This window comes from Corallococcus sp. bb12-1 (assembly GCF_026626765.1).
Lineage (GTDB): Bacteria > Myxococcota > Myxococcia > Myxococcales > Myxococcaceae > Corallococcus > Corallococcus terminator.
The window spans coordinates 1-16449 of sequence record NZ_JAPNJZ010000037.1; the positions used below are offsets into that span (position 1 = coordinate 1).

Annotated in this window: 11 protein-coding genes and 1 pseudogene; 3 read left to right on the forward strand and 9 right to left on the reverse strand. The window is 69.2% G+C overall.

Annotated features, from left to right (window positions below):
* The 7 genes from OV208_RS40545 to OV208_RS40575 form a co-directional block, all read right to left on the reverse strand.
* On the reverse strand, positions 1 to 1357 hold a 1357-nt coding region (locus tag OV208_RS40545), incomplete at its 3' end, for a thrombospondin type 3 repeat-containing protein (RefSeq protein WP_267579343.1).
* 60 nt (positions 1358 to 1417) lie between these two features.
* Positions 1418 to 4720, reverse strand: coding sequence for a kelch repeat-containing protein (locus tag OV208_RS40550; RefSeq protein WP_267579344.1), 3303 nt, complete (start codon positions 4718 to 4720; stop codon positions 1418 to 1420).
* Positions 4721 to 4975: 255 nt separating this feature from the next.
* On the reverse strand, positions 4976 to 6073 hold the full coding sequence (locus tag OV208_RS40555) for an NAD(P)/FAD-dependent oxidoreductase (protein WP_267579345.1): 1098 nt from the start codon (positions 6071 to 6073) through the stop codon (positions 4976 to 4978).
* A 7-nt stretch (positions 6074 to 6080) separates the two neighbouring features.
* A complete protein-coding gene (locus OV208_RS40560) occupies positions 6081 to 9029 on the reverse strand; it encodes a LodA/GoxA family CTQ-dependent oxidase (RefSeq protein WP_267579346.1) in 2949 nt (982 codons plus the stop codon).
* A gap of 148 nt (positions 9030 to 9177) precedes the next feature.
* Positions 9178 to 10155: a type VI immunity family protein gene (locus tag OV208_RS40565; protein WP_267579347.1), complete on the reverse strand. Its 978-nt coding sequence runs from the start codon at positions 10153 to 10155 to the stop codon at positions 9178 to 9180.
* A complete protein-coding gene (locus OV208_RS40570) occupies positions 10148 to 10894 on the reverse strand; it encodes a hypothetical protein (RefSeq protein WP_267579348.1) in 747 nt (248 codons plus the stop codon). Before OV208_RS40570 ends, OV208_RS40565 begins: the two co-directional genes overlap by 8 nt.
* Positions 10887 to 11876 (reverse strand): hypothetical protein, encoded by a 990-nt coding sequence (locus OV208_RS40575; RefSeq protein WP_267579349.1) that lies wholly within the window; start codon positions 11874 to 11876, stop codon positions 10887 to 10889. Before OV208_RS40575 ends, OV208_RS40570 begins: the two co-directional genes overlap by 8 nt.
* 55 nt (positions 11877 to 11931) lie before the next feature.
* Between OV208_RS40575 and OV208_RS40580 the strand changes: the two genes are divergently transcribed.
* Positions 11932 to 12777: a tRNA (5-methylaminomethyl-2-thiouridine)(34)-methyltransferase MnmD gene (locus OV208_RS40580; RefSeq protein WP_267579350.1), complete on the forward strand. Its 846-nt coding sequence runs from the start codon at positions 11932 to 11934 to the stop codon at positions 12775 to 12777.
* On the opposite strand, the gene OV208_RS40585 is transcribed toward OV208_RS40580, so the two are convergent.
* A complete protein-coding gene (locus OV208_RS40585; RefSeq protein WP_120532884.1) occupies positions 12728 to 13345 on the reverse strand; it encodes a DUF2378 family protein in 618 nt (205 codons plus the stop codon). The genes OV208_RS40580 and OV208_RS40585 overlap by 50 nt on opposite strands.
* A gap of 79 nt (positions 13346 to 13424) precedes the next feature.
* A complete protein-coding gene (locus tag OV208_RS40590) occupies positions 13425 to 14435 on the reverse strand; it encodes a LysR family transcriptional regulator (protein ID WP_267579351.1) in 1011 nt (336 codons plus the stop codon).
* A gap of 81 nt (positions 14436 to 14516) precedes the next feature.
* Between OV208_RS40590 and OV208_RS40595 the strand changes: the two genes are divergently transcribed.
* Together OV208_RS40595 and OV208_RS40600 are read left to right on the forward strand one after the other, a co-directional pair.
* Complete coding sequence (locus OV208_RS40595; protein WP_267579352.1) at positions 14517 to 15410, forward strand: NmrA family NAD(P)-binding protein; 894 nt, start codon at positions 14517 to 14519, stop codon at positions 15408 to 15410.
* 149 nt (positions 15411 to 15559) lie between these two features.
* Positions 15560 to 15904: pseudogene (locus tag OV208_RS40600) on the forward strand (transposase); the annotation flags it as partial.
* Between the last annotated feature and the right edge of the window lie 545 nt (positions 15905 to 16449).

The window sequence follows — 16449 nt, forward strand, 5'->3', positions numbered from 1 at the left end:
ACGCATCCTCACCGTCCGGGACGCCATCCTTGTCCTTGTCCGTGTCCGTCACGGGGCAGCCGTTGTTGGCCGCGGTGCCGGGCTCGTTCGGGCACTTGTCCTCGTCATCCGGGACGCCGTCCTTGTCCGAGTCAGACGCAGGGCAGCCGTTGTTGGCCGCGGTGCCGGGCTCGTTCGGGCACTTGTCCTCGTCATCCGGGACGCCATCCTTGTCCGAGTCGGACGCAGGGCAGCCGTTGTTGGCCGAGGTGCCGGCCTCCTTCGGGCACTTGTCCTCACGGTCCACCACGCCGTCGCCGTCCGAATCCGTGTCCGGGCAGCCGCCGTTCTCCGCCGGGCCGGCTTCCAACGGGCACTTGTCCTGGCCGTTGCGCACCGAATCGCCGTCGTCATCCTGATCCGGGCACTCGGCCGGCGTGTGGCTCCGGCCGCTCTGGCACTTGTCCTCGCGCGGGGGCTTGTGCGCGTACGCGATGCCCGCCGCGAACCGGAGCGACGGCGTGCCAGGGATGTCCGTGAAGCCGTGGCCACCGATGGCGAACGCCTCGAAACCGGAACCCCCCAGCGGCAGGCGCACGCCGCCCAGCAGCTCCAGCGCGAAGTCTGACTCCACCAGGGACTCGGCGGCCTGGAGCGCGACCTCGGCCCGCAGGCCCGTGCCACGCGTCGCCACCACCACGCCCTGCTCCAACTCGGTGCCGACATCGCGACCGGGTTCCACCTCACGCGAGCGGATCCGCACGCCCGCGTTGGCTCCCAGGACCACGGGACCCACTTCGCGGCTCACGGCCACGCGGGGGGCAATCTGGAACCCCGCCCAGCCCTGCTGCCGGCCGAACGCGTCCGCGGTGCCACCCGGAATGCCGATGTCCAGGCCCAGGCCGAGGAACACCGGGTCTCCGTCCTCGCGACGCAAGAGCGCGTACCGGGCACCCAGCTCCGGCGTCCCCAGACCGAAGGACTTGGGCTCCGACACGCCGACCAGCGACTCCGCGCCATGTCCTGCCTGGTGGATGATCACCGGCAGCTTCGCGGACAGCTCCAGGTTCTCGATGGGCGACCACGCGCCCGCGAGCCAGCCGGAGGTCCGGTAGTGGATGATGGAACGCTCCAGCCCGTCGCTGCCCTTCAAGAGCAGGATGCCGCGCTCGTGGTGGGCCATGAGGAGCAGGCGGTAGCCGCCCTCGGGGAGCACGTTGCCGGTGTCCACCAGCATCGAGTCCGTGGCCCCAGGCGTGAAGCGCAGGCGCTCCAGGTCCAGGGGGACGAGGGGACTGGTGGTCTGGCCGAAGGCGGCGGGGGCGACGGCGGTGGCCAGCAGCGCGGCCAGCGCCCATCTCTGAGCCTGTGTACGCAAGGAGAGGTCCATTCGAGAAAGGAGGGTGCGTGCGAGACGTTCAGGTCCGGTGCGCATGATTCAGTGCACCCCGCTGACGGTGCGGCGGCGACGCAGACCGCTCCAGGACGCGAGCCCCGCGAGGAGCGCCAGCGCGGGCAGCGCGCCGTCGCCGGTGCTCTGGCAGCCACCACCGGCGATCTCCACCACGGTCGCCTGGACCCGGACCTGGAACGTGCATTGAGAGGAATTGCCGGCCGCGTCCGTGGCGGTGACGGTGACCTGCGTGTCACCCGCCCGGAAGGCGCTGCCCGACGCGGGCGACGACGTGATGGTCGGCGGGGACGACACCGCGTCCGTGGCCGTGGGCTCGAACGACACCGCCGCTCCGGACGCGCTGTCCGAGGTCACCGTCACATTCGAGGGGCAGGTGACGACGGGCGCGGTCGTGTCCTCCACCGTGACGCGGAAGGAGCACGCGGTCTGGGTGCTGGGAATGGTCGCGGTGACGACCGTGGTGCCCAGGGGGAAGCGGTTGCCCGACGCGAGCGAGTAGTCCACCGGGGTGCCCACCTGGCTGGGGACGGCGGGCGGATACATCACGATGGCGCCGTCCGCTCCGGTCGCTTCGGTCACGACATCGCTGGGGCAGGCGAGGGTCGGGCCGGCCGTGTCCGTGACGTTGATGGTGACGATGGCGACGTTGCTGTCCTGGGCGCAGTTGCTGGCCCGGAAGCCGAAGCTGTCCGAACCCACGTAGCCCGGCGTCGGCGTGAAGGTGAGGTTGGGCGGGGTGCCGCTCAGCGTGCCGTGCTGGGGCGGCGCGGTCACGGTCCAGGTCGCGACCGGGGAGTTCGCGGTGAGGGTGACGAGCACGGGCGTGTCCTTCGCCGTGGTGACGCCCTGATCCAGCGCCGTGGGCGCCTGGTTGGCGATTACCTGCACCATGCGTCCACCGGGGATGGCGTTGGCGAGGACGGAGAGCGCGTAGGTGCCCGGCGGAACGCTGGCGGGGACGCTCACCGTCGCGCGGGTGGAGGACGTGTTGCTGCTGGGGAGCGTCCAGAGACGTCCACCCTCCGCGGCCGTCAGTCGCACGAGCGGGAAGTCAGTGGGGGAGTCGCCGATGTTGCCGCCGCTCGCGCCGGAGATGCCCCGGAACAGGAGCCCCTCGAGTTCGGTCGCGCAGGTGGCCACCAGGGAGTCCGGACGGGTCACCACCGGCTTCCATGCCGGCTGGGCGCCGGTGCCTTCGAACAGCTCGGCGTTGGGGTTGCCCGTACCGCCCGCCACGAGCACCTCACCGGAGGCGAGGGTGATGGACACGAGTCCGCCCCTCACGGCCGGCGCGTTGGCGGTGCTCCAGGTGCCGAGCGTCGGATCATAGAGCTCCGCCGAGTCGGCGAGCGCGCCCGCGAGGGTGGTGCCGCCCGAGACCAGCACCTTGCCGGAGGGCATCAGCGAGGCGGTGTGGTGCCAGCGGGCCTGCGCGAGCGTCCCCGCCGGGGACCACGTGTTCGTGCCGGGGTCGTAGCGTTCCGCGGACGTGAGCTCCGCGGCGGCCGCGATGCCCGCCGTCGCGAGGACCTGACCGGAGGGCAGCAGCGTCAGCGTCAGCTCCTCCCGGGCCTGCGCGAGTGACGCGGCGGGGGCCCAGGTGTTGGACGCGGGGTCGTACAGCTCCGCCGTGGCGAGCGCGGCGCCACCGGTGCCATGGCCACCCACGACGAGCACCCTTCCATTGGGGAGCAACGCGGCGGCATGGCCCGCGCGGGCGGCGGCGAAGGGGGGCGTCACGGTCCAGGTGTCGGTGGCGGGCGCGTACACCTCCGCGGTGCCGAGCACCGTCGCGTCGCGCTGACCGCCGACCACGAGCACCCGTCCGTCGGGAAGGAGCGTGGCGGTGTGCAGATGGCGCGGCGTGGAGAGCGAAGCCGCCGGGGTCCAGGTGTTGGCGGTGGGATCGTAGCGCTCGGTGGTGGCTCCCGAGACGGCGGCATCGCGGCCGCCCACGACCAGCACCTGACCGGAGGCCAGCAGGGTCGCGGTGGCGCGTTCGCGCGGCGTGGAGAGGGCCGGCGCGGGGCTCCACGCGTTGGTCGTCCGGTCATACAGCTCCGCCGCGGCCGAAGAGCCCGCGGTGGCGAGGCCTCCCGCGACGAGCACCCTGCCCGTGGGCAGGAGCACGGCCATTGAATCAGACCGGGGCGTGCCCATGGTGCCGGCCGGGGACCACCGATTGACGGCGGGGTCGTACAGCTCCGTCTCCGCGATGCCGATGCCTACCGACGCGTCCTGTCCGCCCGCGATCAGCACCTTGCCGGAGGGCAGCAGCGTCGCGGTGTGGTTCTCGCGCCCGATGATCATCGCGGGTGCGGAGGTCCACAGTCCGGTCGCGGGGTCGTAGATCTCCGGGACGGTGCGCGCCACGTCGAATCCGACGGAGCCGCCCGTGACGAGGACCCTGCCATCGGGCAGCAGCGTGGCCTCGTGGTTCGCGCGAGGGAACGCGAGGTTCGCGGTGGCCGTCCAGGTGTTGGCCGCCGGATCATAGAGTTCGGATTGGGCGAGCGCGCCGGCGGTGCCGAAGCCACCCGTCAGCAGCACGCGGCCATCCGGCAGCAACGTGCTGGTGGCGTAGTGCCGGGGAACCAGGGGCGCCGCGGCGGGCGCCCACGTGCCGGCCGCCGGGTCGTAGAGGTCCGCGCCAGCCACCTCACCGCTGGAGGTGAAGCCGCTGACCGCGAGCACCCGACCGTCCTTCAGAAGCGTCGCGGCCTGCGCGTTGCGGGGCTCGGACATCGCTCCGGTGGAGAGGAACGTGTTGGTCGTGGGGTCGTACAGCTCAGCCGAGCTGAGCGGGGCGTTGCCAGGGCCCGTACCGCCCGCGATCAGCACCCGTCCCGAGTTCAGCAGGGTGAGGGTGGGGAGCGTGCGGGGCTGGGCCAGGTTGCCCGTCGCGGACCAGGTTCCCGACGCAGGGTCGTAGCGGCGTCCCTCAAGCTCCCCGCCAATCACGACGAACGCCTGCCCGTTGGGAAGCAGCAGTCCCTGGGTGACGTTGCCACTGATGCCGGGGGCGCCCGTGGCGCGCCAGGCGCCGGTGGCCGGATTGAAGAGCTCCGCCGCGTTCAAGAAGGTGGCGCCGTCATCCCCGTTGACGACCAGGAGCTCCCCGGTGGGCAGCAGCACGGCGGCGTGTCGGAAGCGCCCAGCGCCCATGGAGGCGGTGGCGGCCCAACCCGGGGGGGAGGCGAGACCGGCGTTCGTTGCGCCCGGGGAAGCCCCCTCGCCCGTGGGGTGCTCCTTCGTGCCACAGGCCAGAAGACTCAAGCCCGCCACGAACACCAGGACCCTGCTCCAGACAGCGTGCTGTGACCGCATCGAACAAACTCCGATCCGCGAGGGCCGGCACGACCAGGACCGCGTCCGCCCGCCGTGAACAACCTGGGAGCGCCTTACCAGTGGGGTGGGTGCACGGGCAACGCGTGAGAAAAATCCTTCACGGCTGATCCATGGGTTGCCCCAGGTGGACCTACACGGTCTCGTGGCCTTCCGGGGCCCCTCTCTCGAAGGCGGCCCGTCCCCGGAGCGCGTCGAATCAACCCTGGATTTGTCGACAACCTGCCCTTGGCTTCCTCACGGTTCGTGGGGCACGCGGCGACGCCAGAATTCCTGCTCGGGCCAGCGGCGCTCCAGCGCATACCAGGCCGCAAGATTGCGCCGGTACGCTGAGTCGATGTTGGCCAGGGTCCCGGCGTAGTCGCGCGTCGCGGTCGGGTCGCCGCAGAGTGCTCGGTCCGTGGCCTCCGCGGCGGCGAGGCCGGTGAACAGGGCATTGAACAGGCCCTGGGAGGAGAGGGGGTCGAAGCTCAGCGCCGCATCCCCGACCGCGAGCCAGCCCTCGCCCACCGGGGACGCCAGCACCGAACCGTGGGCGGTGATGACTCCGGGCGCGACCGTGGCATCGAAGCGGGTGTCCGCAAGCTGTTCGCCCAGGGTGGGGGACCGCGCCGCGTGGCCCAGCAGGGCGGACGCGGTGCGCAGGGCCTCGGCCGCGGGAAGGTCCGCATCCGTGTGCCAGGCCAGCACCCGGCGGCCGCCCGGCAGGCGCGCGGTGTACCACCAGCCGTCGGGCGCGGACTCCGTGTAGGTCATTGCGCCCCCGGTGCTTCCCTCCGTCCTCGCGCCGTGAAGCCACCCACAGATCAACCGGTCCCGGGCCCGCCTGTCTGCGCCGAAGGGCTTGAGCAGTCCCGACGTCCGACCGCCGGCATCGATGATCCACCGGGTGGCCACGTCCAGCACCCGGCCGCCGTGCTCCAATCGCAGACACCAGCCGTCCCCCGCGCGCTCCAGTCCCACGGGAGAGGCGGGCGCGAGCAGGGCCGCGCCCCGTGCGACGGCCGTGCGCCGCAATCGCTCCTCGAACCGGCGACGGTCCAGGTGCCAGCCCGGTCCATCCAGGTTGGCGAGCGCGTCTTGCTCCGAGGGTGTCTGTGTTCCCCAACGGCTGCGGGAGACGTGACAGGGGCTGTGACCGTCCGCGAGGAAGTCCGTCCAAAGGCCCATGTCGCTCAAGAGGCGCCGGGCGGCCGGGGCCAGGGACTCACCGATGCGGTCGGTGGGTTCGGGCCTCCGGTCCACCAGCAACACCCGGCGGAAGGGCGCGAGGTTCAGCGCGGCGGTGGCACCGGCGGGACCGGCGCCCACGATGACGACGTCAGCGGGCAGCATCCGGGGCTCAGCGCCGCAGGCCGCCCGGGAAGCGGCGCACCTTCTCGATGCCGCTCACGTCCACGTTCTCCGCGGAAGCCGCCTCACCGTGATGCACCCCCACCGCGCTCCCTGTCGCTGTCCCGAGCGACTTCTTCCGGTCGTCGGTGGGGATGACGTCCGGGATGGGCTTGTGCTGGTCCTCCACTTCGATGACCGCCGGGAAGGCGTCGGTGTCCGTCGGGCCCTTCCTCGCCTCGACGACGCCCAGGTGGTCGAAGTGTCGGACCATGTTGTTGATCTGGTCGGTGTAGCTCGTCGCGCCCAGCGGGTTGATCCAGGCGGCACGGTTGGCGAAGGCGGCGCGGCGTTCAGCCAGCGGCTTGTTCGCGTCCATGACGATCTTGTAGTTCTGCTCCGTCAGGACCTCATTGGGGACCCGCGCCGGCCAGAAGGACGGGACATAGGGATCGTAGGTCTTGTCGTAGCCGGAGCGGCAACTGGCTGTGTCCGTCTGCCAGGGCACCGCCATCCACCGCGTGATGCCTCCGGGCGGCTGGCCATACAGTGGGCCGTTGGGGATGGTGACATTGTCGGACGTGAGCACCTCGCCCAGGCCCGGCTCCTTCCAGCCGGGCCGCTGGTGGGCGAGCCGGAAGGGCTGCATGTACATGGATGCCTGGCGCATGGGCCAGGTCATCTCGCAGCCGGGATGGAACGCGTCCGCGAGGCAGAACTCCAGCGCCGCGCGGGTGAGCATGTCTCCCTGGTCCTCCAACGGCACGTCGGCGATCCTGGCCGGCGGCTTGCGGTCCGGCTCATGGTCGGCCACGAAATGGCCGATGGACCACAGCTGGAGCATGAAGAGCTGGGTGTCCGTCAGCGACGCGTACTGCCGGGGCGTCTGCGCGGGCGGGATGTTCATGGCGTCCCCGTACAGCCAGGGCCACGGGGTGGGCGACCAGGAATCCCTCGCGAAGTGCCTGAACTGGTTTGCCACCACGTGCCGATACTCGCGCTCCGCCGGACTGGGGTCCCCCAGGCGGGCCAGCACCTTCGGATCCGTGAAGTCGAAGCTCCCCTTCCAGCCGAAGCCCGCGGCGAAGCCCGCGTTGACCCATTGCAGACCGGCCAGACGCTGGAAGAGGGGCAGGATGTCGTGCGTGAAGGACGGCCAGAGCGGCAGCGGCAGCGTCCCCGCGCGGATGGACACGTCGCGCATCAGGTCCCACATCGTGCGGACCGACTTGCGCTGGGGCCCGTAGTTCGGGGGCGCCACGACGACCCAGGCGGGGACGACCTCCAGCGGCTTTCCGTCCAGCACCACCTCTGCGGTCACCGGGCCGTCCGACACGTCGTCGTACCAGCCTTCGTTGTTCGCGAAGGTGATGGCATACGTGCCGTCGTACGAGCGGGAGACGCCGTGACCGCCCAGCACCACCAGCCGTCCGCTCTCGTCGGTGCGGATGTCCCCCAGGTGGACGTCCAGGTCCATGAAGGTGCCATCGAAGCGCTTGGGCCGGGCATTCACCCCCTGCACGGACTGCGCGGCGGGCGTGATGGCCAGCCGCGAGCGGTCCGCCACGGCCGCGTTGCGCAGCGTGGTGGGCGGGGCCGACGACGCTTCAGGGATGTCGAGCGCCAACTGGAAGCCGTACCAGGCGGCCTTGGTGTTCGCCAACTGCACGGACCAGCGCACCTTCGCGCCGGACTTCGGCACCGACAGCTCCCGGAGGATTCGCCCCTCCGCGTTGACGCCGTAGACGCGGAAGCGCGCCGCCTGCCGTTTCAGCCGTCCCTTCGCATCACGGTAGAAACCCTTGTCCTCGGCGGGGGGCTCCGTCACCTCGGGGCCGATGAAGTACCCCTCCGGACTGCTGCCGACGCGAGCGACGCCGATGGACGGGTAGATGACCGCCTTCACGATGGTGTCATCCGGCATCGGGGGCCGGGCGCCGGGCTGGGGAGCGATGGGCCGGGGTTCGGGAGCGTCCTTCAGGGGCTGGCCGTTGGCGCGGTGCCGGGCCGCGGCGCCCGCGGCGTAGACCGCCTTGCGCACCACCGCGATGGAGGACGCGTCGGAGGGTGCGTTCTCCGGAGGGGTGCGCCAGATGTTGAAGGACAGGCCCTGGCCGTAGTCGGCCTGTCCGCGCTCACCGATGTCCTGGCGGGGCAGCACCAGCGTGGCGATCTGCACGAACGGGCTCTGCTTCTCCGACCAGCCGTCCATGGCCCGGTCCAGGGGCATGGTGGAGGGGTGGGTGCGGCGCTGGATCATGAACCGGAAGCGGTAGCCGTCCCGTGAAAGCCGGTGGGCCATGTCCGTGGCCAGGTAGTCCGGGGCGTCATCCGGCACGTTCTGGGGCGCGGTCTCCGGCTCCAGTCTGTATTTGACCACCTCCTTGCCCAGCTTGAACGGGAGGATGGCCCAATAGGTGGCGGTGAGGACGCTGCCCTGCGGCGCCGTCATCGCGTCCAGCACGGCCTGGGTGTCGGGATGCTGTTTGAGATAGCTGGGATAGTCCTTGAGGACGACGCCCGCATAGGTGAACTCACACATCGCCTTCGCGTCCTGCACGAAGAAGCGCGGGAAGTTCTGCAGGATGAAGTCCGCGGTGGTGCCTGGTTCGCCCAGCCCGTCCGAGCCGGGGACGCCGAACAGCTTGATGCCCACGCCCAGCGTGCTGCCCAGGTCGGGCAGGGTGGGGGAGGTGTCGCTGGAGAACCGCACCCAGGCTTCCAGCCGGTCCTGGGCGAAGATGCCCACCCGCAGCTTGCGGTCCACGCCGGGGAGGATTTCGAAGTGGCCATGCGCCACGCCGTGCAGCTTGCGGAACACGGAGCGCTCGGCGGGAGTCTGGCCCAGTTGGATGCGCTTCTCCTGCGTCATGCGCACGAACATCTCGATGAGGCGCTCGGTGGGCTGGCCTTCAAAGTCGAAACAGTCGGGAGGAGCGCCCTTCTCTTGCTTGGACACGGTGTTCCTCGGAGCGTGAGCAGGATTGACGGGGCGTGAAGACTGTCAGGCCTCCCGGCGCGCGGCAATCAGGGGGACCCCTGACGGGATTCCAGTCCATGACTTCCGCCATCTTCAAGGTGAGCGACAAGGCGCGTGACGCGCCCGTTCAGTCGAGGAAGCGGCGCCACCAACGCCGGGTTTCCTCTTCGGTGAAGTCGGACCAGGTGTTGAAGGGGCGGAAGGGTTGGAGCCAGGGCTCCAGGACCCGGGCGAGTTCACGGTATGCCAGCAGGGGGTTCGGTTCATCCAGCTTCGTGTCTCCCGCCAACGGGGCGGCCCCCAGGCTGACCAGGGCACGTCCGCCGGTGAGTTCCTGGACCGTGGTGTCAGGATTGCTCAGGCGCGAGCGAAGCGTCTGGGCACCGCCCACGGCTTCAAGCACGGAGGGACCCAGGAAGTTCAGCCAGTGCACGCCGTCGAGCTGGTTGCCCAGGTGCATCGTGGTGCCTGCGAACGGTACGTCCCAACCTGGATGCCGGATCAGCTCATTCTTGATGATGGGGAGGATCCTCGACTCTCCCCGGATAAAGGAGAGCGACAGTCCTGCATGGCCCGTCGTGAAGGGAAGATGCTCCGCGAGCGCCAAGGCGAGTTCTCGTACCTTGTCGGGGCCGTGGTCGGCGAGGAATCGGATCGGGACACTGACGCTCAGTCTACTGTGTTCGGACGACGTCTCACGCCATTGCAACCGGGCGCGGTAGCTGAATTCATAGCCAGAGGGATCAAATGTATCCCCGGCCAAAAGCATCCAGGTGTCATACCCCCGCTTGGTCAAGATGCGGAACCAGATGGAGTCCTCGTCCATGTCATCCACGAATCCAAAGCGAGAAGTTCCCAGATGCTTGCGGATGCTTGCCCAAGTGGGAGCTGTGAGTGGGAATGGAGCTTCGTCGATGTCGGAACTGTGGCCCGTCGTCAGTTTGTTGCCATCATTTCCAATGTGCTGGAGGTAGATGTCGAGCAACTCCCGCATGAACGGGGCCAATGCCCTGTGGTCATGCGGCAGGTAGAAGACGATTCGTATCACGAGCTGCACCCGTGGGAGCTGATCGGCGAAGTGTTCCGATGAGGAGTATTTATTCACGAACGACTCCTAGTTGAGGTGTGACAATCGCGGGATTGCACTTTCCTTTGAGTTGCTTGTGGAGAGTGATCTGTTCTCGTGTCTCGAAGTTGGAGAACGGATATTCTTTTTTGGATTTGATGCATGGAAATTTGAAGTCGTATACGCATTGGACCTGCCCAGGCTGTCCTGCGGCGTGAGTGACGATGTCGGGCTTCATTGAACCCGCCCATTGGTTCGTCAATGCGTATCCACCCGATTTTCCATGTGGGCCATAGCGCGGTTCGATGGAGATGTTGTCGGGAAAGAGTCGGAGGATTTTCTGCTGGACGCACTTGAACGCACGCTCGTGTTTCATGCGGCCCAGTTCCGTCTGCTGGAGGATGGGATCGCCCGCTTTGTCCTTCCCGACCTCTCGCAGGCACTCGGCATCGTCTGGACTCTTTCCCTCCCCATACTCCCGCTCGTTGATCTTGAAGTGCGCCTCCTTCGCGCACTCCACCAGCAGGTACTCAATCCGCGCCACGTCCGCGGCTTCCAGGACGCGCTGGGTGGCATGGGCCGCGGTCGCAGCCCTCGCGGCACGCCCCACCCAGGGCAGGATGGCGTCATTGCCCGTCTGGGAGTAGCAGGCGGGATTGCGAAAACAGACGTTCGTCGCGGAGTCCGCGGTCTGTTTGTACTGACCCGGTCCCGAAACACAGGACAGGCAGAGCAGGGCAACCCACCCACCCATCCACCGGCTCAAGCCTTCAATCATCCTCTTCGTCCATGTCATGAGCGGCCGCGTTGAACAGGCCAAACCCGCCGGCCTCCTCCCGCGTGATTCCCGCCCGCCGCAGCGCGGGTGACTCCTGCGTCTGTCCCACCGCCATCCAGCGCGGCGCGGCCAGCAGCACGCCATCCTTCGGCAGCACCGGCAGCAGGTGCTCCAGGTCGTCGATGATGAACTCCGCGTGCCCCACGCCCTCCGGCTCGCGCAGCCCCTCCGGGGAATGCCAGGGCCCCCCATCCAGGTGGCCGAAGGGAAAGCTCTCCGTCCCGCTCGCGCCCCCGTACCCGCCCTCCAACAACATCCGCACCCGCTCCGCGCTCCCCGCCACCGTCGGAAGGCAGACGCGCGTCAGCCAGTTCCACGTCGCGGAGCCCTCTCCCACGGGCCAGTCCAGCTCCACCGCGTCATCCGCCTTCTCCAGCAACGCGTCGATGTACGCGCACGCCGCCCGCGGCCCCAGCACACCGCCCCGCCGCGCCTCCTCCGCCGCCGCCTCCCACAGCTCCTCGCGGTAGTAGTGCGCGAAGTAGAACCCGGGCTCCATCAGCTCCGCCTTCGCACCGCGCGGAAGCTTCGCGAGCACCAGTCCGCTCGACAGGTACGCCGGCCCCGAGGCCCGGGGATGGAACTGGCTGAAGGCGGACCGGAACGCCCGCACCGCCACGCCCGCCTCCTCCGTGGACTCCATCCCGTCCGGACACCCCGCCCGCAGGTGGAAGTCGTCGAAGCGCAGGAACACGTCCACCCCGATGCCCGTCGCGTTCTGGCACAGCGACTCCAGGCACGCCGCCAGCGGATGCCCCGCGCCCACGCTCGCCGGGGCCTCCCACGCCGAAGCCGTGATGGCTCGGGACTCCGGCTCCACCCGGAGCGACAGCCGCACCCATCCCCCCTCGAACGGCGCCTCTCCATGGCGCACGTCCTCCCCTTCAAGCTGGCCCCGGTGTTCCTGCGCTGGAATCGTCATGCTAGGCAGCCATCCTTCCGCACCCGCCCCCTTCCAGGCCAGGAACCCGCGCCCCATGTCCGACCCATCGAACCCGCGCGACGGCGACTTCGAACTCGTCACCCTGCGCAACGGCCACCGCGCCGTGCGCCACCTGGGCCATGGGGAGGTCATGCACCCCGCCGTGGGCCCGTGGCAGGAGGCCCTGGGCCTCTACGTGGATCAACCCCGCCTCACAGACCGCCTGCGCCAGCCCGGCCCGCCGCTCGTCATCCTCGACGTGGGCCTGGGCGCCGCCACCAACGCCGTCGCCGCGCTCACCCGCGCCCGCGAATTGGGCACGGAGCGCGTCCGCGACCTGCACGTCGTCAGCCTTGAGGTGGACCTTGCCCCGCTGCGCCTCGCGCTCGCGGACGCCGAAGGCTTCCCCTTCCTCCAGCCCTTCCGCGCCGCCGCCGAAAGCCTCATGCGCGACGGCACCTGGGAGGAGCCCGGCATCCAGTGGACCCTGAAGCTGGGCGACGCCGTGCCCTTCCTGGACGGCGAGCTGCCCGTGGCCGACCTCGTCTTCTTCGATCCGTTCTCCCCCGCGTCCAACCCGGACATGTGGACCGAGTCCGTGCTGGCCCGGGTGCGCCGGCACTGCCGCGAGGACGGGGAGGGGGCCCTGCTGATGACCTACAGCGCGGCCACGCCCACCCGCGTCACGTTGCTGCTCGCCGGCTTCTTCGTGGGCGCCGGCGCTTCCACCGGCACCAAGGGGGAGACCACCGTGGCCTCGACCCGCCTCGAATCCCTGGTTTCCCCGTTGGGGGCCCGGTGGCGCGAACGCTGGGAGCGCTCGTCCTCGCGGGCCCCGCACGGGGCCGAACTCACGCCTGAGGTCGAGCGTCGCCTGCGGACCCATCCTCAGTGGCGCTGAGCGCCCCCTCGGACGGCGCTTCACTCCAGCGCAGGTGGAACGTGGCCGCCGTGCCGTCGAACTCCTCCGGCAGCGCCACCACCCGCCAGCCTCCGCACAGCGCCACCGCGCGCGCCAGCAGCCCCGCCGCGAACGTCGGCTGATCCGCCAGCACGTCGTTCATCCAGAGCTCTAGCGAAGTCGCGCTGCGCTCCACGATTTTGATTTCACTGAAGTTGTTGCCGGCGCGAAAGCCGAGGTCCGCGCGCAGCAGCATCCGGCGGGGGCCGGCGAGCTTGCCCACGCCCAGGAGGGCGCGGCCAAAGAAGGTGCCGAAATAGGCATCCATGAAGCGCTCGCCCAGCGAGTAGTACGCCGCTTCCGCGGGCACGCCGCCGTAGACGTGGCCGGCCGCGATGCGCAGGAACTCCCGCCACTGCTCCAGGGTGTAGGTGCGCTCCAGCTTGGCGTCGAGGTCCAGCCCCGCCCGCTTCAGGTGCTCGACGCACGCGGGCGTCAGGCGGTTCTCCAGCGCTCGAACGAACAGCGCGTCGACGGTCTGGGCGAAGACAAGCTTCTCTGGATTCATGGGCTGCACCCTACACGATGCCCCCCATGCGATGCTCCCCCACCTGTGCACTTGCGTTCAGTGTCGCAGCCCCCGAGTGTCAGGAACCCGGCGTGCGCCGCACGCGTCGTGAACTCCGGGTGTTTCGTGACCCCGCAGGCGCCGCACCCACGGCGCGCGCGACGAGCCCTCGCAGCCACTGGTGGGCCGGGTCTCCGTCGAACCGTTCGTGCCAGACCTGGATGGTGTCGAAGGAGGGGACAGGCAGAGGCGGGGGGAACACCTGGAGTGCATACGCTTCACTGAACGCGGCGATGAGGCGGCGCGGCGCGGTGAGGACGTAGTCGGAGCGTGTCACCACCAGCGGGGCGATGAGGAAGTAGGGCACGCGCAGGGCGATGCGGCGCGGGGGCAGCCCCCGCTGGGCCAGGACCCGGTCCACCGCGCCCACGCCGTCGCCGCGCGGGCTGATGAGGACATGGGACAGCTTCAGGTACGTGTCCAGGTCCAGCGTCTTGCGCACCAGCGGGTGGCCCTTGCGCACCACGCAGACGAAGTCCTCGGTGAAGAGCTTCTTCTGGCGCAGGCCGGGCCCGGACTCCACCGGCGGCGTGACGACGACCACGTCCACCTCGCCACTCTCCAGGAGCGCCGGGTAGGTGGTGCTCTCCACGTGTAGCACCGACAGGTCCACGCCCGGCGCCTCGCGGCCGAGCAGCTCCAGCGCGGAGGGCAGCAGCACCGAACCGAAGTAGTCGCGCGTGGCCACGGTGAAGCGGCGTGACGCGGTGGCGGGCTCGAAGGCGGGTTCGTTGCGCAGCGCGCGCTGGAGCTCCACCAGCCCCCGTCGCAGCGGCGCGGCGAGCTGCTCCGCGCGCGGCGTCAGCACCATGCCGCCCCGGCCCCGGATGAGGAGCGCGTCGTCCAGCAGCTCCCGCAACTGGCCCAGCGCATGGCTCATCGCGGACTGGGTGAGGCCCACGCGCGCGGCGGCGCGGGTGACGTGCGCCTCCTTCAGCAGCGCGTCCAGCGCCACCATCAGGTTGAGGTTGATGCCCGCGAGGTCCACCTCGTCGGGAGCCCACTTCCGGGTTTCATGAATGCGGCGCATGTGGCCATGCATAGCATGAGGTGGCCTCATGAAAGGCGCGGGGGCACTGTTGCGCCATCTCGCTGTCGCTGGAGGCAGTCCATGTCCATCGTCGTCAACACCCCGAATGGCAACATCGGTCGTCCCCTCGTCGAGAAGCTCCTCGCGGCCGGTCGCAAGGTGACCATCATCAGCCGCAACCCGGAGAAGGTGGCGGACCTGGCGAAGCTGGGGGCGAAGGTGGTGGAGGGCTCCATCGACGAGAAGGCCACGCTGGACGCGGCCTTCCAGGGCGCGGAGGCGCTGTTCTGGTTGTCGCCGCCGCTGGCCCGTCCGGACTTCATCACGTGGGCGCAGAACGCGGGGACGCAGGCCGCGGCGCTGGTGAAGGCGCACGGCGTGAAGCGCGTGGTGGTGCTCTCCAGCGTGGGTGCGCAGAACGGCCCCGGCACCGGCCCGGTGTCCGTGCTCAAGCCGGTGGAGGAGGCCTTCAAGGCCGCGGCCCCCCACGTCACCAGCCTGCGCGCGGGCTTCTTCATGGAGAACCTGCTGCGCGACGTCGCGGCCATCGCGCACGCGGGGGCCATCTACACCTCCACGCCGCCGGACAAGGCCTTCCCGATGGTGGCCGTGGCGGACATCGCCAGCAAGGCGGCCGAGGTCCTGCTCGACGCGTCGTGGACGGGCCACCGGAACCTGGGCGTCCACGGCCCCAAGGACATCACCTATCCGGAGGCCGCTGCCGTCCTGACGCAGGTCCTGGGTCGGCCGGTGAAGTACGTGCAGGTGGGGCTGGAAGACATGCGCAGCGGGATGAAGAACGCGGGCCTGCCGGAGTGGATGGCGGACTCGTTCACGGAGATGTACGCCGCCATCAAGGACGGGCGCATGGACGCGGCCGAGCCCCGCTCCCAGGACACCACCACGCCCACCACGCTGGCGCAGTTCGCGACCACCGTGCTCAAGCCGGTGGTGGAGCAGGCTCGCCCGGCGTAGCCGCGCTTCGCGCCTTCCAGGCCGTCGCTTGAAAAAGCACCCGGCTCCTTTCGCGGCTCCGGGTCCGCTCGCGCCACAGTGCCTCCGGCCCGGGGCAGCGTGTGCGCGAGCGTCTGGCTTCGGGCGTGTTTCCATCCGCCGGGGCTGGCTACGAGTACCAGCGCAATGGAGCAGTGAACCTCTTCGTCTTGCTGGACGTGCATCGCGCCTGGCGCCACGTCGAAGTCACGGACCAGCGGACCGCCAAGGACTTCGCGGTGCGGATGCGCGCCTTGGTGGATGTGCATTACCCGGAGGCGGAGACCATCCGAGTGGTACTCGACAACCTCTCCACGCACAGCCCTGGCGCCCTCTATGAAGCCTTCCCGCCCCAGGAGGCCCGGAGGATTCTGAAGAATCTGGAGTTCCACTTCGTCCCCAAACACGCCAGTTGGCTGAACATGGTGGAGATTGAAATCAGCTTGCTCACCCGCCAATGCCTGGACAGGCGAATCTCTGTGCCGAGGTACCAGCCGAGGGTGGCTGACTCAGCAGGCCGGAGGATGGTGCTAAGTCATTTCAAGCAGGCCGATTCGCTCATCAATGCTGGCGCGGCACACGGCGGAGCAGGGAAAAAATGGCGGGCGAACCTGCCCAACCTGCAAAGTTGAGGTTGAGGTACCGCCCAACTCCGGGAAGCCACGAGACTGGCACAACAGCCACCCAGGAGAGCCCTGGCATATTCGGTTCAAGCGCATGAGAGGTTCTGGAGCAACCTGGCAGGAACGAGCACCTGCAAGATCAAGACGTTGCCAGAAATGAGAAGAGGGGCTGATGGAAAATCCCCATCAACCCCCTTCTGATGATGCGAAACGAGGAACGACCAGCCTCGACAGCTGGCGTCAAAACGCCAGACGACTAACGCGCCTTCGGGCCGCCGCGAACGTGGATCTTGATCTTCATGTGGTGCCTCCTTTCGATTTGAACGCTACGTGTACTCAAAGCTGGATGTCAAATCGAACCAAAGAACAATGTGCGACGCATTGCGGCGATGCGGACG